General features: G+C 75.8%; 14 protein-coding genes. 2 read left to right on the top strand and 12 right to left on the bottom strand.

Annotated elements, in window-relative coordinates; genetic code table 11:
• Positions 1-11 precede the first annotated feature (11 nt).
• From holA to ACLQ14_RS07560, 4 genes are all read right to left on the bottom strand, one after another.
• Positions 12-1,043 carry a DNA polymerase III subunit delta gene (gene holA / locus ACLQ14_RS07545; protein WP_425811492.1) on the bottom strand — a complete coding sequence of 344 codons (1,032 nt, stop codon included), beginning with the start codon at positions 1,041-1,043 and terminating at the stop codon, positions 12-14.
• Positions 965-2,686 carry a ComEC/Rec2 family competence protein gene (locus ACLQ14_RS07550; RefSeq protein ID WP_425811494.1) on the bottom strand — a complete coding sequence of 574 codons (1,722 nt, stop codon included), beginning with the start codon at positions 2,684-2,686 and terminating at the stop codon, positions 965-967. The genes holA and ACLQ14_RS07550 overlap by 79 nt, the downstream gene beginning before the upstream one ends.
• A complete protein-coding gene (locus tag ACLQ14_RS07555) occupies positions 2,683-3,717 on the bottom strand; it encodes a helix-hairpin-helix domain-containing protein (protein WP_425811496.1) in 1,035 nt (344 codons plus the stop codon). The genes ACLQ14_RS07550 and ACLQ14_RS07555 overlap by 4 nt, the downstream gene beginning before the upstream one ends.
• 92 nt (positions 3,718-3,809) lie before the next feature.
• Positions 3,810-4,721 (bottom strand): DegV family protein, encoded by a 912-nt coding sequence (locus ACLQ14_RS07560; protein ID WP_425811498.1) that lies wholly within the window; start codon positions 4,719-4,721, stop codon positions 3,810-3,812.
• A 24-nt stretch (positions 4,722-4,745) separates the two neighbouring features.
• Between ACLQ14_RS07560 and ACLQ14_RS07565 the strand changes: the two genes are divergently transcribed.
• Together ACLQ14_RS07565 and ACLQ14_RS07570 are read left to right on the top strand one after the other, a co-directional pair.
• Positions 4,746-6,650 (top strand): helicase HerA-like domain-containing protein, encoded by a 1,905-nt coding sequence (locus ACLQ14_RS07565; protein ID WP_425811500.1) that lies wholly within the window; start codon positions 4,746-4,748, stop codon positions 6,648-6,650.
• A gap of 193 nt (positions 6,651-6,843) precedes the next feature.
• Complete coding sequence (locus tag ACLQ14_RS07570; RefSeq protein WP_425811502.1) at positions 6,844-8,340, top strand: MATE family efflux transporter; 1,497 nt, start codon at positions 6,844-6,846, stop codon at positions 8,338-8,340.
• On the opposite strand, the gene ACLQ14_RS07575 is transcribed toward ACLQ14_RS07570, so the two are convergent.
• The 8 genes from ACLQ14_RS07575 to ACLQ14_RS07610 form a co-directional block, all read right to left on the bottom strand.
• Positions 8,337-8,747 (bottom strand): hypothetical protein, encoded by a 411-nt coding sequence (locus ACLQ14_RS07575; RefSeq protein ID WP_425811504.1) that lies wholly within the window; start codon positions 8,745-8,747, stop codon positions 8,337-8,339. The two genes, ACLQ14_RS07570 and ACLQ14_RS07575, sit on opposite strands and share 4 nt — an antisense overlap.
• A 40-nt stretch (positions 8,748-8,787) precedes the next feature.
• Positions 8,788-12,192, bottom strand: a complete 3,405-nt coding sequence (locus ACLQ14_RS07580) for an ATP-binding protein (protein ID WP_425811506.1) — start codon at positions 12,190-12,192, stop codon at positions 8,788-8,790.
• Positions 12,189-12,908, bottom strand: coding sequence for a DUF4194 domain-containing protein (locus ACLQ14_RS07585; protein WP_425811508.1), 720 nt, complete (start codon positions 12,906-12,908; stop codon positions 12,189-12,191). The genes ACLQ14_RS07580 and ACLQ14_RS07585 overlap by 4 nt, the downstream gene beginning before the upstream one ends.
• On the bottom strand, positions 12,905-14,515 hold the full coding sequence (locus ACLQ14_RS07590; protein ID WP_425811510.1) for a DUF3375 domain-containing protein: 1,611 nt from the start codon (positions 14,513-14,515) through the stop codon (positions 12,905-12,907). The genes ACLQ14_RS07585 and ACLQ14_RS07590 overlap by 4 nt, the downstream gene beginning before the upstream one ends.
• Positions 14,516-14,525: 10 nt before the next feature.
• Positions 14,526-17,477 (bottom strand): leucine--tRNA ligase, encoded by a 2,952-nt coding sequence (leuS, locus tag ACLQ14_RS07595; protein ID WP_425811512.1) that lies wholly within the window; start codon positions 17,475-17,477, stop codon positions 14,526-14,528.
• Between the two features lie 86 nt (positions 17,478-17,563).
• Positions 17,564-18,226, bottom strand: coding sequence for a vitamin K epoxide reductase family protein (locus ACLQ14_RS07600; protein WP_425811514.1), 663 nt, complete (start codon positions 18,224-18,226; stop codon positions 17,564-17,566).
• An 88-nt stretch (positions 18,227-18,314) separates the two neighbouring features.
• Positions 18,315-19,556 (bottom strand): MFS transporter, encoded by a 1,242-nt coding sequence (locus ACLQ14_RS07605; RefSeq protein ID WP_425811516.1) that lies wholly within the window; start codon positions 19,554-19,556, stop codon positions 18,315-18,317.
• A 104-nt stretch (positions 19,557-19,660) separates the two neighbouring features.
• Positions 19,661-20,374, bottom strand: coding sequence for a metal-dependent transcriptional regulator (locus ACLQ14_RS07610; protein ID WP_425811518.1), 714 nt, complete (start codon positions 20,372-20,374; stop codon positions 19,661-19,663).
• Positions 20,375-20,440: the final 66 nt, after the last annotated feature.

Below are 20,440 nucleotides of genomic sequence, written 5' to 3' on the forward strand. Positions count from 1 at the left end.
CGACGGGTGGTTTACCGGCCCGTGGCGCGCGCCACCGTCAGCACGGCGCGCTCGACGGCGTAGACCGGGTCCCGGCCCGCGCCCTTGACCTCCTCGTCCGCCCGGGCGACGGCCGTGATCGCGGTCGCGAGCCCCTCCGGGGTCCAGTTCGCGAGCTCCTTGCGCGCGCGGTCGATCTGCCACGGGGCGAGGCCGAGCTCCTGGGGCCGGGGACCGCCGGCACCGCGCGTCGCGGCGACCTTGGCGAGCTGGCGCAGCTTGAGCGCGAGGGCCGCGACGACGACCACCGGGTCGACTCCCGACGCGAGCGCGTGCCGCAGCAGCGTCACCGCGTCGGCGGCGCGCCCGGCCGCCGCGGCGTCGGCCACGCGGAAGCCGGTGACCTCCATGCGGCCGCCGTAGTAGCGGTCGACGACCGCGGCGGTCACGGTGCCGGTGGTGTCCGCGACGAGCTGCGAGCACGCCGACCCGAGCTCGCGCAGGTCGCTGCCCAGCGCGGCGACGAGCGCCTGCACGGCCTCGGCGTCGACGCGGCGGCCCGCGGCCCGGAACTCGGCGCGGACGAAGTCCTCCTTGTCGGAGTCGCGCTTGAGGGCGTCGCAGGCGACGACGGGTGCGCCGGTGGCCTTGATCGCGTCGAGCATGCGCTTGCCGCGCTGCCCGCCCCGGTGCACGACGACGAGCGTGACGTCCGGCTCGGGGGCAGCGACGTAGGCGCTCAGCTCGCCGAGCAGGGCGTCGGTGCCGAGCTGGGCGTCGTCGACGACCACGACCCGCGGCTCGCCGAACAGGGACGGGCTCGTCGCGACCACCAGGCGTCCCGACTCGTACGCGGGCCCGGACACGTCGACGCGCTCGAGGCCGTCCTCCCCCGCCGCCTCCCGCGCGAGCGCGACGGCCCGCTCGACGGCCCGGTCGGCGAGCAGGGACTCGGGGCCGCTCACGAGGATCACGGGCGCGAGCGTCAGCTCCGCCGCGGTGAGGCCCGCGCGGGCGGGACGGGAGCCGCCGGAGCGGCGGGCCGGTCGGGTCGCTGCAGGCATGCCCGTAGCGTGCCACGCACCACCCACCACCACCCAGCGAGCGCAGGCCGGGCGCCGGGCGCCCACGGGACGCTCACCCCGGCCGCGCGGGCCAGGGTGCGCCAGTTCCAGGCCGCCACCCCCGCGGCGACGGTCGCGAGCGCGAGCAGCAGCGCGCCGACCAGCCCGCCCATCCAGGGCAGGCTCGCGCCCGGCATCCCGGCCGCGACCGTCGCCACCCGGGCGATCCACCAGGTCGCGCACCCGGCGCACCACGCGAGCAGGTGCGCGCCGGCCGGCCACAGGGGTGCGAGCAGGGTCGCGAGCACCCCGAGGACGGTGGCGGGGGCGAGCGCCGGGTCGGCCACGAGGTTCGCCGGCACCGACCAGAGCGACACCGCGGGCGCGAGGAGCACGAGCACGGGGCCGCACGCCGCCTGGGCCGCGAGCGGCACGGCCACGACGAGCGCCGCGGGCCGGGGAAGCCACGCCGAGAGCCGTGCGGCGACGGGGCCGGCGAGCAGGACGATCCCCGCCGTCGCGGCGACCGACAGCACGAACCCGAACGCCCGGGCGAGCCACGGGTCCGCCACGAGCAGCACGACCACGGAGGCCGCGAGCGCCGGGACGGCCCGCGCGGGCCGCCCGAGCGCTGCGCCGGCGAGCGTCACCGCGCACATCGCCGCGGAGCGGACGACGCTCGGGTCGGGTCGCACGAGCAGCACGAACCCCGTGGTCGCCGGCACCAGGACCGCGAGCCGCGGCCACCGGCCGAGTCCCAGCGCGGCGCAGAGCCCGCTCAGCGTCGCGACCACGATCGCGAAGTGCCCGCCGGACACGGCGGTCACGTGCGTGAGGCCCACCGTCCGCATCACGGCGTCGAGGTCGTCGGGCAACCGGGTCACGTCGCCGACGGCGACTCCCGGGACGAGCGCCCTGGCCTGCGGCGACAGGTCGTCGGTGACCCCCATCAGGTCGGCGCGCAGTGCGTCGGCGACGGCGACCGGGCCTCGCGGTGGCCCGCGCACCTCCGGGGCGCGCAGCGGGACGAGCTGGGCGACCTCGCGCTCGCCGGGGTCCGCCGGGCGCAGGCGGCCCGTCACCGTGACGCGCGTGCCGACCGCGAGCGCCGTCCAGCCGGGGTCGCCGCGGACGAGGAGGGGCGCGGCGGCGCGCCAGGCGTGCGCGCCGTCGTCGACGGCGGTCACCTCGAGGGACGCCAGCACCACGTCCTGGCCCCAGGTCGCCCGCAGGGGCGTCGGGTCGTCGCGCACGGTCGCGGCGACGGTCACGACCCGGCCCGCGGCCGCGAGGTCGGCCAGCCCCGAGCGGTCGCGGACCACCTGCTGGGCGGCGCACGCCGCGAGCACGACGGCTACCACCGCGGCCGCCAGCGCCACCGCCGGGCCGAGCGCCGGGCCGGCCGCCGACCCCGGCTCGGCGGACGAGCGACGGCGTGCGCGGCGGAGGCGTGCGAGGCGGCCGAGCGCACGGGTCGCGCGCGGCACGCCCATCGCCGCAGCAGCACCGAGCACGGGGACGACCGCGGCCCCGAGGGCGACAGTGCGGGCGTCGGCGCCGGTCGCCCACCACCCCGCGAGCCACGCGCTGAGCGCCGCGGGCGCGAGACGGAGGTCGACGGGCGGGCGCGCGGGCGCGGTCACACGCGGACCAGGTCCCGCAGCCGGGCGAGGAGCGCCGGGCCGATGCCGGAGACCTCGTCGAGCTGGTCGACGCTCGTGAACGGTCCGCCCTGCGTCCGCCGGTCCACGATCCGCTGCGCCAGGACGGGGCCGATGCCCGGCAGGGCGTCGAGGGCCGCCGCGTCGGCCGTGTTGAGGTCGACGGGCGCGCCCGTCGACGCGGGCGTCTGCGACGCGCCGCCGCCGGCGTCGGTGTCGGACGCCTCCGCCGCGGGGGCCGCGGCCTCTCCCTGTCGCGGGATGCGGACCTGCTGTCCGTCCGCGACGACGCCGGCCAGGTTGACGGCGTCGAGCTCGGCCGACGACGTCGGCCCGCCGGCCGCCTCGACGGCGTCCTCGAGGCGCGCGCCCGAGGCGAGGTGGACCAACCCCGGGTGGCGGACCGCCCCGACCACGTGCACGAGGATCGACGCCTCGGCCGACGCCTCGGGCGTGCTGCCCGCAGGCGTGCTGGCCGCGTTCGGCGTGGCGGCGGATCCGGCGCCCGATCCCACGCTTCCCGTCGCGCGCGGCGTCGGGACGTCGACGGCCGCGTCGAGGCGGGCCGCGGGCGCGCCGGCGCCCCGCGACACCGCGACCGTCACGACGGCGGCGCCCACCGCCAGCACGACGGCGACCACGAGCGCGGCGGCCCGCGCCGACACGGCCCACCGCCTCGGCCCGCGCGCCTCCTCCAGGTCGGCGCCGACCGGATGCCCGTGTGCCGTCGTGTACGCCGCCGCGACGGCGCCCAGTGCGCCGGCTCGGAACCGCGCCGCGACGTCGGCGGCGTCGCCGGGACCGGCGTCTCCCGGCTCCCACGGCTCGGAGGGGGCGTCTCCCGGTTCGACCGCCGCGGGGACGACGATCTCGGGACCGGCCGCCTCGGGTCGGTCCGCCTCGGACGCTCGTCGGGGCTCCGGGGATCGCACGGGGCTCCACGGCGCGGCGTCGGGATCGCCGGCCAGGCGGCGCGCGCGGTCCCGGGCGTCGGGGGCGGGAGTTCGGGGCACACGGGGACGCTAGGCGCACGACGCGCCGGGCCCGCGGGCCGCGGACCGCCGCTGTGGACGACCCGCGCCGCCCACAGGGTCTCCGTCGACCGTCAGCGCCTCCCGCGCGGGGCCGGCGACCTCCTCCGGGGTGCCGTCTCGGCGAGGTCCGTCACGACGACAGCGAGCGTCCCCGGTCCGGTGTGGGCGCCGAGCACCGCGCTGACGGGCGAGACCAGGACCCCGTGGCCGGTCCGCTCCTCGAGCTCGCGCGCGAGCTCGAAGGCCGGCTCGTGCGCGCCCACGTAGTGGACGGCGAGCGCCGGGTCGGTCCGGCGCTCGACCGAGGCGACGGCGACCTCGAGCATGCGCTCGACGGCCGCGGTGCGGGTCCGGACCCGCTGCACGAGCTCGATCCGGCCGTCGCGAAGGGTGAGCAGCGGGCGCACGCCGAAGACCGTCCCGATCGCGGCCGCGGGCGCCGAGAGCCGGCCGCCGCGGCGCAGCTGGTCGAGCGAGTCGACGAGGAAGACCGCCCGTCCGGCGTTCGCGACCTGCACGGCGCGGCGGGCGACGACCTCGCCGGGCGCCCCGTCGGTGGCGGCGCGGGCGGCCTCGCGCACCGCGAACCCGAGCACCATGGCGGCCGACCGCGAGTCGACGACGCGAACAGGGAGCCCCGCCGTCGCGGCCGCGGCGGCCGCCTGGTGGACGGTCCCCGACAGCTCCCCCGACAGGTGCACCGAGACCACGGCGGACGCCCCCTCGGCGGCGGCGCGCTCGTAGGCCGCCTCGAACGCGGCCCGTGGCGGCTGGGAGGTGGTCACGCGCGCGCCGGAGCCGAGCGCCCCCGCGATCTCGTCGGGGGTGATGTCCTCCCCCTCCCGTGCCGCGACGCCGTCGACGACGACCGTGAGGGGGACCACCTCGACGAGGTCCCGGACCGGGTCCGGCACGTCCGGCAGCGATGCCGTCGAGTCGGTGACGACGCGGACAGGACCGGGGGTGCGGCGGAGCGGGCTCATCGCCTCCACCCTAGGATGCGAGACATGGCCGACGACGCTCCCGGTCCGGACGAGATCGCCGCACTTCGCACCGCGGCGGCGCAGGCCGCGGCCGAGGCCGCCGAGGCGAGGGCGGCTGCGGCGCAGGCGGCCCTCGACGCCGCGCTCGCACGGTCCTCCGATGCGCCCCCGGATGCATCGGCCACCGACGCCCCGTCGACCGATGCCCCGGGCGACGGCGACGGCGCGGCGGACGCGCCGTCGTCGGGCATCGAGCCCGCCCCGCCCGACGCGCGGCCGAGCGGGTACGCCGAGCAGGTCCGCGCGGGCTACGCGTACCGGGGCGGGACGCTGCCTCTCGGCGCTCTGCTGGTCGCCGGGGACGGCAGCGACGGCGGCACGGTCGACCCGGCGCCCGACCCCGCCGTGCAGGTCGGCTTCGCTCTCTCGATGCTGAACCGCCACGGGCTGGTCGCGGGTGCGACCGGTACGGGCAAGACCAAGACGCTGCAGGGCATGGCGGAGGGTTTGTCGGCTGCGGGTGTGCCGGTGTTCCTCGCGGACGTCAAGGGCGACCTGTCGGGGCTCGCCGTCCCCGGCGACGACGACCCGAAGGTCGCGGAGCGGGCGGCCTCGATCGGGCAGGAGTGGACGCCGACCGCCTTCCCCGCGGAGCTCTACTCCCTCGGCGGCCTCGGCAGCGGCGTTCCCGTGCGCACGACGGTCACCGACTTCGGGCCGCTGCTGCTGTCGAAGGTGCTGGGTCTCAACGAGACCCAGGAGTCGAGCCTGGGGCTGATCTTCCACTGGGCGGACACGCAGGGGCTCGCGCTGCTCGACCTCAAGGACCTGCAGTCGACGATCGCGTACCTCACGTCGGCCGACGGCAAGGCCGAGCTCCGGGGCATCGGCGGGCTGTCGGCGGCGACGGCGGGGGTGATCCTGCGCGAGATCGTGGGGCTCCAGGCGCAGGGCGCGGACGTGTTCTTCGGGGAGCCCGCCTTCGACACCGCGGCGCTGCTGCGGACGGCGCCCGACGGCCGCGGCGTCGTGTCGTGCCTCGAGCTGCCGGCGGTCCAGGACCGGCCCGCGCTGTTCTCGACGTTCCTCATGTGGCTGCTCGCGGACCTCTACCAGGACCTGCCCGAGGTCGGGGACCTGGACCAGCCGAAGCTCGTGTTCTTCTTCGACGAGGCGCACCTGCTGTTCAACGGCGCGTCGAAGGCGTTCGTCGAGCAGGTCGTGCAGACGGTCCGGCTGGTGCGGTCGAAGGGGGTCGGGGTGTTCTTCGTCACCCAGAGCCCCAAGGACGTGCCGGCGGACGTCCTCGCCCAGCTGGGCAACCGCGTCCAGCACGCGCTGCGCGCCTTCACGCCCGACGACGCCAAGGCGCTCCGCGCGGCCGTCCGGACGTTCCCCACCTCGCCGTACGACCTGGAGCAGCTGCTCCAGTCGCTCGGCACGGGCGAGGCCGTGGTGACGGTGCTCACCGAAAAGGGCGCGCCGGCACCGGTGGCGTGGACGCGCGTGCGCGCGCCGCGGTCGTCGATGGACCCCGCGCCCGAGGCGACCCTGGCCGGGATCGTCGCGGCGTCGCCGCTGCAGGCGCAGTACGGCACGGCGGTCGACAACGAGTCCGCGTACGAGCTGCTGGCGCAGCGGGTCGAGGCGCAGCAGGCCGCCGCGGACCAGGCTGCAGCGGCGGAGGTAGCGGCGAAGGAGCGGGCGGCCGCCGACAAGGAGGCTGCGAAGGCGGCCGCGAAGCAGGCCGACGACCTCGCCAAGCTTCAGGCGAAGCTCGAGCGCGACGCGGCGAAGGCGCGGGCCGGCGGCGGGTCGGGCGCGCGCCGGTCGACCGCCCAGAGCCCGCTCGACAAGCTCCTGGGCTCCATGGCGACGACGCTCGGCCGGGAGATCACGCGCAGCGTCTTCGGCACGCGACGGCGCTGACGCGCCCTCCGGAGAATCCGCACGTGACGTGCGCGATAAGCGCTCGACGACGTCCGGTCGAAACGTTACGATGTTGCCTGCGCGAACCGGCCCGTCCGGTCGCCGCGCACCCTCCCCGACTTCTCCCCCCGCCGGCCCGCGACCCGTCGTCGCGCCGTCGGCCCCTGCCCTGCCCCAGGAGCTCCGTCCTTCCATGGCTCACGCCCTCACGTCCGGCCGCCCGTGGCGCGTCGTCCTCGTCTTCGCGATCCCGCTGTTCGTCGGCAACGTCGTCCAGCAGCTCTACCAGGTGACCGACGCGTTCGTCGTCGGCCGCCACCTCGGCGTCGACGCGCTCGCCGCCGTCGGCTCGACCGGCAGCCTCCTGTTCCTGCTCCTGGGCTTCGCGTGGGGCATGACCTCCGGCTTCGCGATCCCGACGGCGCAGGCGTTCGGCGCCAGCGACCACGCCGCGGTCCGCCGCTCGGTCGCGGCCGGGACGATCCTCGCGGCGGCGTCGAGCCTCGTGATCACCGTGGGGGCCGTGGCCCTCGCGCGGCCCGCGCTCGAGGCGCTGCGCACGCCCGCCGACCTGCTCGACGACGCCACGACGTTCGCGACCGTGAGCTTCGCCGGCGCGGCCGCGACCATGTTCTTCAACTACCTCGCCGCGATCATCCGGGCCATCGGCGACTCCCGCACGCCCCTCGTGTTCCTCGTGGTGAGCTGCGTGCTCAACGGCGCGCTCGTCGTCGGGCTCGTGGGCTTCGCCGGCCTGGGCGTCGGGGGCGCCGCGCTCGCGACGATCTCCTCCCAGGCCGTGTCGGTGCTGCTCTGCCTCCTCCACGTGCGGCGCCGGGTCCCCATCCTCCAGATCGGCCGGTCGGACCTGCGCGCCGCCCTCCGGAAGCCGGCGGAGCTCGGCCGCCACCTGCGGCTCGGCGTACCCATGGGCCTGCAGGCCTCGATCATCGCCATCGGGACCCTCACGGTGCAGCTCAAGCTCAACGAGCTCGGCGCGACCGCCGTCGCCGCCTACACAGCGGCGACCCGCGTCGACTCGCTCGCCGTGGCGCTGCTCGGCTCGCTCGGCCTCGCCGTGTCCACGTTCGCCGCGCAGAACCACGGCGCCGGGCGCCCCGACCGGATCCGCTCCGGCGTCGTGCAGTCCGTCGCCGTGGCAGTCGCGGGGTCCGTCGTGCTCGGCGGCGTCCTGGTCGCGTTCGGCAGCGACCTCGTCGGGCTGTTCGTCGGCTCGGGGCAGGCCGAGGTGACGTCGATGGCCGCCCAGTACCTGCGGGTCAACGGCGCGCTCTACGCCGTCCTCGGCGTCCTGTTCGTGCTCCGTGGCGCGCTGCAGGGGCTCGGGCGCACGCTCGTCCCGACGCTGTCCGGCGTGCTCGAGCTCGTCATGCGGGTCGCCGCGGCCCTGACGCTCGGCGGCGCGTTCGGGTACGCCGGGATCGTCTGGGGCAACCCGCTCGCGTGGATCGGCTCCGTGCTGCTGCTCGTGCCCGCGTACGCCGTGTGCCACCGCGCGCTCGGGCGCCTCGCCCGCCCGGCGGCCTCGCTCCCGGGCGCCGGTACCGACGACGCGCCCGTCGTCGTGCGTAAGGTCCACCGGGTGCGTCCGCGCCGGGGGTCGAACGTGCTGGTCCGGCGTCGCCGCACCGCGTCGCGCCGCCCCGCGCGGAGCGCGACCCGCTCCTAGGCGGTCGCGGGGATCGCGAGGACGGCGACCGTCGCGAGCGGGACGAGCCCGTCCGCGTCCGCCGCGAGCGCCGCGTCCTCGGTGACGAGGGCGTCGGCCTGGAGGGTCGCGACCGCGAGCAGCTCCGCGCGTCGAACGTCGTCCCAGTCCCGCTCGAGCGCGATCCGCCAGGCCGTGGCGCGTGAGACGCGGTCGCCGAGCAGCCGGACCTTGAGGCCCGCGACCCCGTCGAGCTGGTCCCGGGCGTCCTTGGCGTCCAGGGTCCCGGCCCGCAGCTCGCGGTAGAGGATCGCCATCGCCTCCGAGCGGAGCGCGGCGGCACCGACCAGCTGGTGACCGTCAGCGAGGAGGGCGGTGCCCCGAACGAGCCGGAGCGCGACAGGAGCGTCGATCGCGAAACGCGTCATGCCCCGATGGTCGCACCTGGCGCCGACGGCCGCCCCGCGGTCACTCCCCCACGAGCGTGACGAGCCGGGACCGTCCGGCCGCGTCCTTGATCGCCTGCAGGACGACGTCCGCGTGCGGCTCGAGCGCGCTCACCTTGTCGAGCGGCGCGCCCACGACGAGCTGGAACCCGAGGCCCCGCCACGCCCCGACCGCGCGACCGGCGAACCGCGCGTCGGCCTTGATGAACGCCTCGTCGAGGAACACGGGCGCGTACCGGGGCCGTTCGGCGCCGGCGTCGCCGAGCTGGTAGCGCAGCGCCGCCCCGACGATGAACGCGACGAGCTCCTGGGACTCGCCGCCCGACTTGCCGGCGATGTGGTCGTAGACGCTCACGTGGTTGCCGTCGAGGTCCACGCACTCCGCGCTGATCCGGACATGGTCGCGCACGTCCACGAGCCGGCGGCGCTCGGGGCTGTCGGGGCGGATCCGGTCGATGAGCCGGGCCATGCGGGCGTAGCGGCGTTCGTGCTCGGCGAGCGGGACGTCGCCCGCGGGCGTCGTCGCGAGCTCGCGCAGCAGCCGGCGGAACGACGCGACGTCCTGGCCCTCGACCGGGGTCGCCGTGATGCGCAGGCGGTGCGCGTCGTCGCGGAACGGCAGCGTCGCGAGGATCGCGTTGACGGGCTCCATCCGGTCGCGGATCTCCGCCGCCGCCTGCGCGATGCCGTTGTTGAGCCGCGTGAGCTGGTCGCCCGACATCTGGCGCAGGTGCGCCGACCACCTCTCGCGCAGGCGGTAGAGCTGCTGGTACTCGAGCTCCTCGAAGACCCGCAGGAAGTCCTCGTAGGCCGCGTCGGGGTCCGCGCTGCGGTTGGGGTCGGGCCACGCGTCCTCGAACCGCTCGAAGGTCGCCGCCAGGGCGGCCCGCGCGGCCCGCTCGGCCTCCGCCGCGCTCTCCTGCTCGTGCCGCAGCTCGCGCACCACGGCGCCGACGGCCACCAGGAGGTCCGCGAGGCCGCGCCCGTCGGCCGCCGCGCCCGACCAGCCGACCCGGACCATCAGGTCGGCCAGGTGCCGGGCCTGCTCGGCCGTCAGCTCGACCCCGTCCGCGTCGGCCCGCTCGACGGCGTCCGCCACCTGGTCCACCTGGTCGCTGAGCTGGGCCCACTCCGCACCGAGGGCGGTCACGCGGTTCTGCGCGTCGGCGCGCTCGCGGTGCAGCTCCTCGAGCCGCGCACGGAGCCGCTCCTCGTCAGCCTTGAGGGCGCGGAGCACGTCCGACCCGGCTACGAGCGCCTCGAGTCGGTCCTTCCGCTCGGCCACCTGGCCCTCCGCGCTCGCCACGTCGACGTCGTCCCACGTGGCCCGGAGCCCCTGGCTGAAGCCGACGAAGTGGTCAGCCTCGCCCCGCTGGCGCAGCTTGGCGCCCGCCAGGGCCTCGTGCGCGAGCCGCAGCTCGTCGCGCGCCTCCTCGAGCTGCCTGGCGAGCTGCTCGAGGCGCCGGTGGTTGCTGAACCCGAGCGGCGACGGGCGCCCCTGGCCGCCGTGGGCACCGCGGCCCCTCTCGGCCGTCTGCCCGGCGCGGGTGAGCGCGCGCTCGTGCTGCGCCAGCTCGGCAGGGTCGTCCACGCACACGTACGCGAACCGCTCGGCGAGGCGACCCGCGAGCCAACCGCCGAACGGTCCCGCCTTGATCTCGAGCCGGCCCGGCAGCAGCGAACGGTCCTGCTCCTCGTGCAGCGGGAGCCCCACGCGCACGGCTTCGTACCGGACCCGCGCGGGAGACGGGACGGCGTCGATCGCCCGGCGGAAGCCGTCGAGGCGGTCCTCGTCGACGAGGACGGTGACGGCGAAGCCGCCGAGCGCGAGACCGATCGCGTCGCGCCACGGCTCGTACTCGCCGCGCACCTCGAGCAGCTCGCCGACGAACGGCAGGTCCTCGGTGCGCAGGCCCGCGGCCCGCGCCCACGCCTCGCGCGTCTCGTGCAGCTCGCGCGGCACGTTGCCGCGGCGCGCCCGCAGCGAGGCCTCCTCGCGCTCAAGCTCGACGACGGCGCGCTCGGCGTCCTTCTCCCGCGTGCTCGCCTCGCCGACCGCGTCCGAGAGCGCGTCGGTGTGCCGGTCGCGGCCCGCGAGGTAGGCCCGCGCGTCGGCGTGGAGCCGGTCCAGCTCGCGCTTCGTGGCGACCTCGCGCTCGAGCGGCGCCAGATGCACCTCGAGCTCCGAACGGGCGCGCCGCACCTCGGCGAGCCGCTGCTCGGCGGCGCGGACCTCGCGCTCCGCCGCCTCGATGGCGTCGCCGCCGTTACGGCGCTGGTCGGCGCGCACCCGCTCGAGCTCGGCGTCGGCCGCGTCGATCCGCTGCGCCGCGACCGCGGCCCGCTCGGCCGCCGCCTTGTGCTGGACGCGGTTGTCCGCCTCCGCCGCCCGCAGCAGGTCGAGCTGCGTGCGGTCGCGCCACGCCGTGAACGGGGTCGGCTCGTCGCCCTCCGGCTCGAGCCCCAGCGAGTCCACGACGCGGCGCGACGCCGCGGCCGCGTCGATCGCCGCCCGGTGCTCGAGCATCGGGCGCAGCACGTCGACCTGGCGCTGCGCGGTGTCCATCTCCGCACGGACCTCGCTGAGCTCGTCGAAGTGCTCGACGGCGCGCTCCGCGACCCGGATCGTCTCGGGTTCCTCGAGCACCATCGCCTTGTACAGCGAGTCGACGGTCGTGATCTGCTGGCCGGCCTGGATGCGGCCCAGGAGCTGCATCGCCTTGTCGCCCTCGCCCGCGGCGCCGATCCCCAGGGCCGCGTGCAGGCGGGCCGCGAAGGCCTTGTCCGTGTCGAACGCGGTCAGCCCCGCGGCGGTCAGGCCCGACCGCGCGAACCGCTGCGCGACCAACGGCTCGAGCTCGCGCAGGTCGAAGCCCCGCTCGACGACGGCGCGCACCGCGACGGTCTCGTCCGCGCGCTGGGCGGCACGGGGCACGTACCAGGCGCGCAGCGCCGTGAAGCGTTCGCTCGACTGCGACGTCCACGTCATCGCGATCGCCGACCAGGTGTCCGACGCCTCGCCGCGCAGCACGCGGTCCTTCGCCGACGACGCCCCGGCCGCCCGCTGCTCGTCGACCTTGCCGCGCGCGTACGAGACGACGTTGCGCTGCTCCTGGCCGCGGGCGCGCCCGCTCGTCGCGGTGTTGGAGGCGCCGTTGAACGGGGTCGTGTGGCTCATCATGAGCGCGATGTACGCGTCGAGCAGCGTCGACTTGCCCGACCCGGACGCCCCGGTGAGCAGCGTCGTCGTGCCGGCGAACCGCACCTCGTGGAAGCCGTGGTACCCGCCCCAGTTCACGAGCTGCATGGACGTGGCCGTCCACTGGCGACCGTCCGACGCCGTCGGGATGAGCCCGAACAGCGACTGCTGCATGCGCGGCGCGTCCTGCGCAGTCCGTGCGTCCGTACCCGTGCTGGTGAGGGTCATGCCGAGACCTCCTCGTCCTCGTCCACGGCGTCGTCGGTGTCGGCGCTGTCGGTACCGTCGGCGTCGGGCCCAGCGGATACCGCCGCACCGCCGCGCAGCCACCGGGTCAGCTCCCGCAGCCGCTCGACCGGCAGCAGCACCTCGACGACGGGCTGCACGCGGTAACGGCCGTCGGCGACCTCCTCGAGCACGTGCTCGCGGACCAGCGCGCCGATCGCGTTGTCGACCTCGCGGCGCCGTGCGGCCAGGTTGGTCTCGCCCGCGGGCAGGAAGCCGAGCGCGTAGTCCACGAGCTCCTCCGCGTCGACGTGCGCCGCGCGCTCGCCCGCTCCCTGCTCCTGCCGGAACCGGTTGCGCACGAACAGCATGAGCAGCGTCTCGACGCGCTTGTACGGCTCGTCCTTGAGGAGCACGGGGACGCTCAGGCCCGGCTCGCGGACCTGCCGCTTGTAGGCGATCTCGTAGTCGCGGTCGATCACCAGCTCGACGAACATGTCGTGGCAGCGCGACGCGAGGACGTTCTGGTGCGTGAGCAGCGCCTTCCACTCCGCGGGGTGCGACGCCGCCGCCAGGTAGCGCCGCTGGAGCACGAGCGCGAGCACGCGGCGGGCGTCGTAGGGCAGCACCCCCGTGTCGCCGGCGAACAGGGCGGGGACGTCGTCGTCGATGCCGACGGGCGCGACGAACGGCCCGGGCGTCGGTGCGACCTCGGTCATGCGGGGGTCTCCATCTCGTCGGTGGGAACGTCGACGGGGGGCTCGTGGGCACTCTCGGCGGCGTCGGCCGGCAGCGCGACCGGCACGGCGGGCAGCACGATCGTCCGGGTGGTGCCGTCGGCGCGCTGCGCGACGACGCGGCGGAGCCGGGCTGCGGCGACGTCCGGCTCCCCCGAGCCGTCCGCCGGGCCCGGCGCGGCGAGCTCCAGGTAGCCCAGGAGCTCGACGGGCCGACGCAGCTCGGGCGGTCCGGCCGCGAAGACCTCGTCGACGGTCGCCTCCCCGCGCTCGCGTACGACGCGCGCCGCGTGCGCCAGCGTCTCCTCGTACCGGGGGCCGCCCATCCCGCGCAGCCCGTCGAGCGTCGCGTCGGGCCCGTCCGCGTCGAGGTCGGCGAAGCCGTCGACGAGCGCGTCCGGCGGGGTGTCGGGACGCAGGTCGTGGAGCTGGGCGCGGAACCGGCCCAGCCGGGCCCGCTCCAGCCAGCGCAGCGGCTCGACGCGGGCCGCGCGGCCGGACGCCGGGAACCAGTCGGCCATCGCGGCGGTCGCCTCCCGCAGCGCGGCGTCGAGCTCGCGGTCGCGCAGCGGGTTGTGCACGGTCAGCTGCTGCGTGATGGTGCGCGAGGCCCGCGCCTGGGCGTCGAGGACGGCGTCGACCGACGCGAGCAGGCGCGCGTAGAGCGTGCGGACCGCCTCGCGGCGCTCGGGCGACACGGTCCGGGCGAAGGGATGCGCGAGCACGGCGCGCACCCCGTCGTCGAGCTGACCGAGCAGGCGCGGGTCCCGCAGCAGCTCCATCGCGCCCGCGAAGGCGCGCCCCTCGGGCGTGCGCTGCATCAGCGTGTCCGACGCCTCGAGGTAGCTCCCGAGCACCTCGCCCGTCGGGCGGTCGTCCTGCCTCAGGCCGGTGACGATGCTGCGCTGCAGCTCCGCGATCGACTCCGCCACGCGCGCGAAGTCCGCGGGCAGCTCGCGCACCAGGGCCGCCACGTTGTCGAACTGCTCGGCGAGCCGGTCCGCGGGCGTCTCCACGACGGCGCCGCCCTCCTCGAGCCGGCGCAGCTCCGCCTCGGCCGCGGCGATCTCGTCGCGCGACCGGGCGATCTGCTCGCGCAGCGCCCGCTGCTGCGACGCGCGGTCGGGGCGCGCGTCGCGGGCCAGCCCCTCCAGCGCGAGGAGCAGGGTGCGGATACGCGACTCGCTGACCAGCGCCCGCGCGCCCTGCGTCCGGTCGACGAACGCGAGCGCCTCGGCCGCGTGCGAGCTGACCTGGTACTGCTCGGCGCCGTCGTCGTCGAGCGCGCGCACCAGCCAGCGGTCCCGGACCCAGCGCGAGCACAGCGCGCGCGCTGCCTCGTCCGGGACGTCGTCGTGCCCCGCGGCCCGCGCCTCGGCCAGCAGGTCCTCGACCTCGACGTGCAGCTGCTCGGTGGGCACGGTGACCCGGCCGGGGCTGAAGATCAGCGACAGCACCGCGACGACGAGCGGGCCCTCCCGGCGGTGCAGGAGGGCGAGCGTGGGCGTGCCGAACGCGCCCCGGCTCCGGGCCAGGGCGGCCTCGATGCGCGCCGGGCGCCCGGCAGGGCGCGGCGTGGGACGGTCCACCCGGCCGGGGTCAGGCCGGGACGACGTTGACGAGCTTCGGCGCGCGCACGATCACGGTGCGGACCCCGCGACCGTCGAGGTGCCGCTGCACGTTCTCGTCGGCGAGCGCGAGCTCGCGCAGCGCGTCCTCGGCGATCGACGGCGACACCTCGAGCCGCGTCCGGACCTTGCCCTGCACCTGGACGACGCACGTCACGGTCTCCTCGACCAGGTACGCAGGGTCGGCGACGGGGTACGGCTCGTGGGCGAGCGACGCGTCGTGGCCGAGCCGCCGCCACAGCTCCTCGGCGATGTGCGGAGCGATGGGCGCGGTCATCAGCACCAACGGCTCGACGGCCTCACGCGGCACCCGGTCCAGCCCGGTGAGGTGGTTGTTCAGCGTGATGAGCCGCGCGATCGCCGTGTTGGGGCGCATGTGCTCCATCTCGACGGTCACGTCGGCGACGGTGCGGTGCACGAGGCGCAGGGTCGCGGCGTCGGGCGCGTCCTCGCTGACCGTCGTCTCCCCGGTGCTCTCGCTCACGACGTTGCGCCACAGGCGCTGCAGGAACCGCTGCGACCCGACGACGGCGCGCGTCTCCCAGGGCCGCGACATGTCGAGCGGGCCCATCGACATCTCGTAGACCCGGAACGTGTCGGCGCCGTACTGCTCGTACATCTCGTCGGGCGTGACGACGTTCTTGAGCGACTTGCCCATCTTCCCGTACTCGCGGTTCACGGGCTCGCCGTTCCACGTGTACGTCACGTCGCCCGCGTCGGACGTGTGCTCCTCGACCTCCGCCGCGGGGACGTACTGCCCGCGCGCGTCGGTGTACGCGTACGCCTGGATGTAGCCCTGGTTGAACAGCGTGTGGAACGGCTCGAGCGAGCTCACGTGGCCCAGGTCGTGCAGGACCTTGTGCCAGAACCGCGCGTACAGCAGGTGCAGCACCGCGTGCTCGACGCCGCCGACGTACAGGTCGACGCCGCCCGCCTTCCCGGCGCCCGCGTTGTGCTCCGGGCCGAGCCAGTACCTCTCCAGCTCGGGCGAGACCGCCTCGTGCTGGTCGGCGGGGTCGAGGTAGCGCAGGTAGTACCAGCACGAACCGGCCCAGTTGGGCATCGTGTTGGTCTCGCGGCGGTACGTCTTGGGCCCGTCGCCCAGGTCGAGCGTGACGTTCACCCAGCTCTCGTCGCGGCCGAGCGGCGGCTCGGGGGCGGAGGTGACGTCGTCGGGCGCGAAGGTGCGCGGCGCGTAGTCGGGCACGTCGGGCAGGTCGACCGGCAGCATCGAGTCGGGCAGCGCGACAGGCGCCCCGTCCTCGCCGTAGACGATCGGGAACGGCTCGCCCCAGTAGCGCTGGCGGCTGAACAGCCAGTCGCGCAGCCGGTAGGTCACCGTGCCCTGCCCGACGCCGTTCGCCTCCAGCCACGCGGTGATCCGCGCCTTGGCCTCGGGCACGGCCAGGCCGTCGAGGGAGAGCTCGTCGCCCGCCGTCGTCCGCGCCGTCGAGCGCTGGACCAGGCCGTCGCCGGTGTACGCGGCGTCGGGGTCCTCCTCGAACCCGTCGGGGAAGCCGCCCTCGGGCGCGACCGTGAACACGACCGGCAGGTCGTAGGCGCGAGCGAAGTCGAAGTCGCGCTGGTCGCCGCCCGGGACGGCCATGATCGCGCCGGTGCCGTAGCCCATGAGGACGTAGTCGGCCGTGAAGACGGGGATCAGCTCGCCGTTGACGGGGTTCGCGGCCAGGTGACCCGTGAACACGCCCGACTTGCTGCGCGCGTCGGCCTGGCGCTCGACCGCGGTCTTGCTCGCGGCCAGCGCGCGGTACGCGGCCACGGCCGCGCCGGGGGTGGAATGGCCCCCCGTCCACAGGTCCTTGGTGCCGTCGGGCCACGCCGCCGGGACCTCGTCGAGCAGCGGGTGCTCGGGCGCGACGACCATGAACGTGGCGCCGAACAGGGTGTCCGGGCGGGTCGTGAAGACCTCGACCTGGCACGCGCCCGCGGCGCCGACGCCGCCGATCGCGAACGTCACGCGGGCGCCCTCGGACCGGCCGATCCAGTTGCGCTGCATCGACTTGACCTTCTCGGGCCAGTCGATGAGGTCGAGGTCGTCGGCCAGGCGGTCGGCGTAGGCCGTGATCCGCATGTTCCACTGGCGCAGGCTGCGCTGGAACACCGGGAAGTTGCCGCGCTCGGAGCGCCCGTCGCTCGTGACCTCCTCGTTCGCGAGGACCGTCCCGAGGCCGGGGCACCAGTTCACGGGCGCGTCGGAGACGTACGCCAGCCGGTACTCCCCCAGGACGTCCTCGCGCTCCGCGGGCGTGAGGTCGGCCCAGGCCCGGCCGTCCGGCGTCGGGCGCTCACCCGACGCGAAGGTCTCCACGAGCTCGGCGATCGGGCGCGCCGCGCCGCGGCCGCCGTCCGGGCGCTGGGCGTCCGGGTCGTACCACGAGCTGAAGATCTGCAGGAAGATCCACTGCGTCCAGCGCACGTAGCCGGGGTCGATCGTCGCGAACGACCGGCGCTCGTCGTGCGCGAGGCCGAGGCGGCGCAGCTGGCGCTTCATCGTGGCCATGTTCGCCTCGGTGGTGGTGCGCGGGTGCTGGCCCGTCTGCACCGCGTACTGCTCCGCGGGCAGCCCGAACGCGTCGTAGCCCAGCGCGTGCAGCACGTTGTCCCCGCGCATGCGCCGGTAGCGCCCGACGACGTCCGTCGCGATGTACCCGAGCGGGTGCCCCACGTGCAGTCCCGCGCCCGACGGGTACGGGAACATGTCCATGATGAAGTACGGCCGGGCGCCGGGCGCCGCGTGCCGGTCCTCGCCGTCGGTCAGCGGACCCTCGGGGTTCGCGGCCCAGAACGTGCCGCGCTGCGCCCACTCGTCCTGCCAGGCGAGCTCGATGCCCTCCGCGAGCTGCGGGGTATAGCGGAACGGGAGCTCGTCGGATCCGGGCACGGAGGGGGCGGGAATGGTCACACCAGGAGTTTACCGGCGCGGGCGCGGTGACCCGGCGGGCTTTCGCGCGGGAGGCGCGCTCGCCGCGCGACGCCTGCCGCGGCCGGTCAGAAGTAGGTCTGGGTGATCGGGTCGCGCAGGCCGATGAACACCCACAGGAGCAGCGCGACGTAGAGCACGACCGTCCCGATCGTCCGGTTCCGGACGATCGCACCGCGCCAGCGCTCGGGCAGCGGGATCGCGCGCTCCTGGATCGCCTGCACGAGCTGGTACCAGAAGATCGGGATCATGCAGAGCCAGACGACGCTGCACCAGGGGCAGATCTTGCCGAGCCGGTAGATCGTCGTCCACACGAAGAAGACCACGTGCCCGATGCCGACCGTCGTCCCGGCCAGCAGCGCGAGCCGGAACCAGCGCGGCGGCCGGAAGCCGGTCAGCATGACGACGCCGACCGTCACGACGATCCCGAAGGCCACGATGCCGAGGAACGGGTTGGGGAAGCCGTAGAGCTTGCCCTGCCACGACTGCATCGCCGCGGTGCACGTGACGAACACGTTGATCGAGCACGAGGGCCGGTAGTCGGGGTTCAGCGCCAGCTTCCAGTCGTCGATCGTGAGCCGACCCGCGGCGAGGAAGGCGATGCCGCCGAAGATCGTGAGGATCGCGCCGAGCGTGCGGTCCTTGAGCGGGTGCGGGATCAGCGGGCGGACGTAGTCGTCCACCGCTTCGTCGTCGTCGAGGCCGGCACTGACGTTCGGGGCCTGGCTCACCCGCTGCTCCCTCGCTGTCGGACGACCGGCGGCGCCGGTGTCCACGCTGGTCACGCCTCCGGTCGGAGACGCCGCACACGCTACCGGCTCAGGCTGGGAGGTGTCTCGGGGCGCCGCGCTCGGCGCGGGTGCGCCCGGCGACGAGGACGATCGCGAGACCGGCGAGCGTGAGCAGCACGCCCGCCCACGCGGGCGCGCGGTAGCCCCACCCGGCGGAGATCACGAGGCCGCCGACGAACGCGCCGTCGGCGTTGCCGACGTTGAGGGCCGAGTGCGCGAGCGCCGCGCCGAGCGAGGGCGCGGTGGGGGTGAGGTCCATGAGCCGCGTCTGCATGGCCACGCCGAGCACCTGGGACGTGGCGGCGAGCAGGAACAGCCCGACGAACGCCCCGAGGGGCCAGCCCAGCACCAGCGCGAGGACGGCGAGCGCGACGGCGGTCGCGGCGAACGACCAGATCACGGTGCGCAGCACGCTGCGGTCGACGAGCCGGCCGCCCAGCAGCGTGCCGACGGTCATGCCGACGCCGAAGACCGCGAGCACGACGGGCACGAGCTCCTCGGACAGACCGGTCACCGTGGTGATCGTCGGCGCGATGTAGGTGTAGACGGCGAACAGGCCGCCGAACCCGACGGCCGCGGCCGCCACGGTGACCCAGAGGCGGCCGTTGCGCAGCGCCCCGAGCTCGCCGCGCACGCTCGCGCCCGGCACGGCGTCGACGTGCGGGACGAACCGCGCGAGGCCGAGCAGGCTGAGCCCGCCGAGCGCGCCCACCACGACGAACGCGAGCCGCCATCCGAGCTGCTGCCCGACGAACGTCGAGAGCGGGACCCCGACCACGTTGGCGATGGTCAGGCCGGCCATCATCGTGGAGACGGCGCGCCCGCGGCGCTCGGGCCCGACGACGGCGGTCCCGACCACCGCCCCGACGCCGAAGAAGGCGCCGTGCGGCAGGCCCGCGACGAAGCGCGCGACCAGGAGGCCGTCGAGGCCGGGGGCGAACGCGGAGGCGAGGTTCGCGACGGTGTACCCGGCCATGAGCCAGATCAGCAGCGCCTTGCGCGGCAGGCGCGCGGCGAGCGCCGTGAGCAGCGGCGCACCGACGACCACGCCGAGCGCGTAGGCGGTGATGACGTGCCCGGTCGCGGGGATGGAGACGCCCAGGTCGGACGCGATGTCGGGAACGAGCCCCATGGACGCGAACTCGGTGGTCCCGATGGTGAAGCCGCCGACGGCGAGCGCGAGCAGCGCCAGCGTGGCGGTGCGCGGCGCGACGGGGCGCGCCGCGGTGGCGGGCGGCGCGGGCGTGGGTGTGGTGGGCGCGGTGCTCATCGCTGCCTCCGGGGTGCAGGGGTCGAATCGCGGTCGAAACGATTCGAGGGGAGGTCGGCGATGACCGGCGGACAGTACGGTGCGGTGGTGGAAGCCTACCGGGCCTACCGGCCCGCGTCGTCCCGCCCGACGGGCAGCACCCAGATCGCCTCGGCGGCGGGGAGCCCGAGCTGCAGGATCGGCGCCGCGACCGTCGTCGCCTCGGGCAGCGCGACCTCCAGGACCCCCGCGTACGTGCGCCGGCCGACGACGCGCAGCTCCGTGTCCAGGCGGATCCCGAGCTCGTCGAGGTAGCGCAGGACGTCGGGGTCAGCGTCGGAGATGCGGGCGACGCGCCCGTGGTCTCCCGCGGCCAGCTCGGGCAGGTTCACTGCCCCGGGGCGCGGGACGGTCCCGTCGACGCGCGGGATCGGGTCGCCGTGGGGGTCGCGCTCCGGGTGCCCCAGCAGGGCGTCGATCCGCTCCACCAGGCCGTCGGACACGGCGTGCTCGAGGACCTCGGCCTCGTCGTGCACCTCGTCCCAGCCGTAGCCGAGCGTCTCCACGAGGAACGTCTCGATGAGCCGGTGCCGGCGGACCATGGCGAGCGCGTGACGTCGTCCGGCGGGCGTCAGCTCGATCGATCCGTAGCGCGCGTGCTCGACCAGGCCCTGCGAGCCGAGCCGGCGCACCGTCTCCGACACGGTCGACGCGCCCACGCCCATCCGGTCCGCGACGAGCTTGGTGGTGACGGGGTCCGCGCTCCACTCCTGCGCCGTCCAGATCACCTTGAGGTAGTCCTGGGCCACGGACGTCAGGTCCGTTGTCGACTCGCTCACATCGCCACCCTAGCGAGCGGGACCCCCGAGAGGCCGGGCCTACAATCGCCTGGTGCCTCGAGTAAC

The sequence above is a fragment of the Luteimicrobium sp. DT211 genome (genome assembly GCF_049844995.1).
Lineage (GTDB): Bacteria > Actinomycetota > Actinomycetes > Actinomycetales > Cellulomonadaceae > Luteimicrobium.

Bases quoted from the DNA above. Each gene is read 5' to 3' on its own strand.
- ACLQ14_RS07585 (WP_425811508.1), bottom strand. From the start codon at position 12,908: ATGACCGAGGTCGCACCGACGCCCGGGCCGTTCGTCGCGCCCGTCGGC.
- ACLQ14_RS07565 (WP_425811500.1), top strand. From the start codon at position 4,746: ATGGCCGACGACGCTCCCGGTCCGGACGAGATCGCCGCACTTCGCACC.
- ACLQ14_RS07575 (WP_425811504.1), bottom strand. From the start codon at position 8,747: ATGACGCGTTTCGCGATCGACGCTCCTGTCGCGCTCCGGCTCGTTCGG.
- holA (WP_425811492.1), bottom strand. From the start codon at position 1,043: ATGCCTGCAGCGACCCGACCGGCCCGCCGCTCCGGCGGCTCCCGTCCC.
- ACLQ14_RS07580 (WP_425811506.1), bottom strand. From the start codon at position 12,192: ATGACCCTCACCAGCACGGGTACGGACGCACGGACTGCGCAGGACGCG.
- ACLQ14_RS07560 (WP_425811498.1), bottom strand. From the start codon at position 4,721: ATGAGCCCGCTCCGCCGCACCCCCGGTCCTGTCCGCGTCGTCACCGAC.
- ACLQ14_RS07570 (WP_425811502.1), top strand. From the start codon at position 6,844: ATGGCTCACGCCCTCACGTCCGGCCGCCCGTGGCGCGTCGTCCTCGTC.
- ACLQ14_RS07605 (WP_425811516.1), bottom strand. From the start codon at position 19,556: ATGAGCACCGCGCCCACCACACCCACGCCCGCGCCGCCCGCCACCGCG.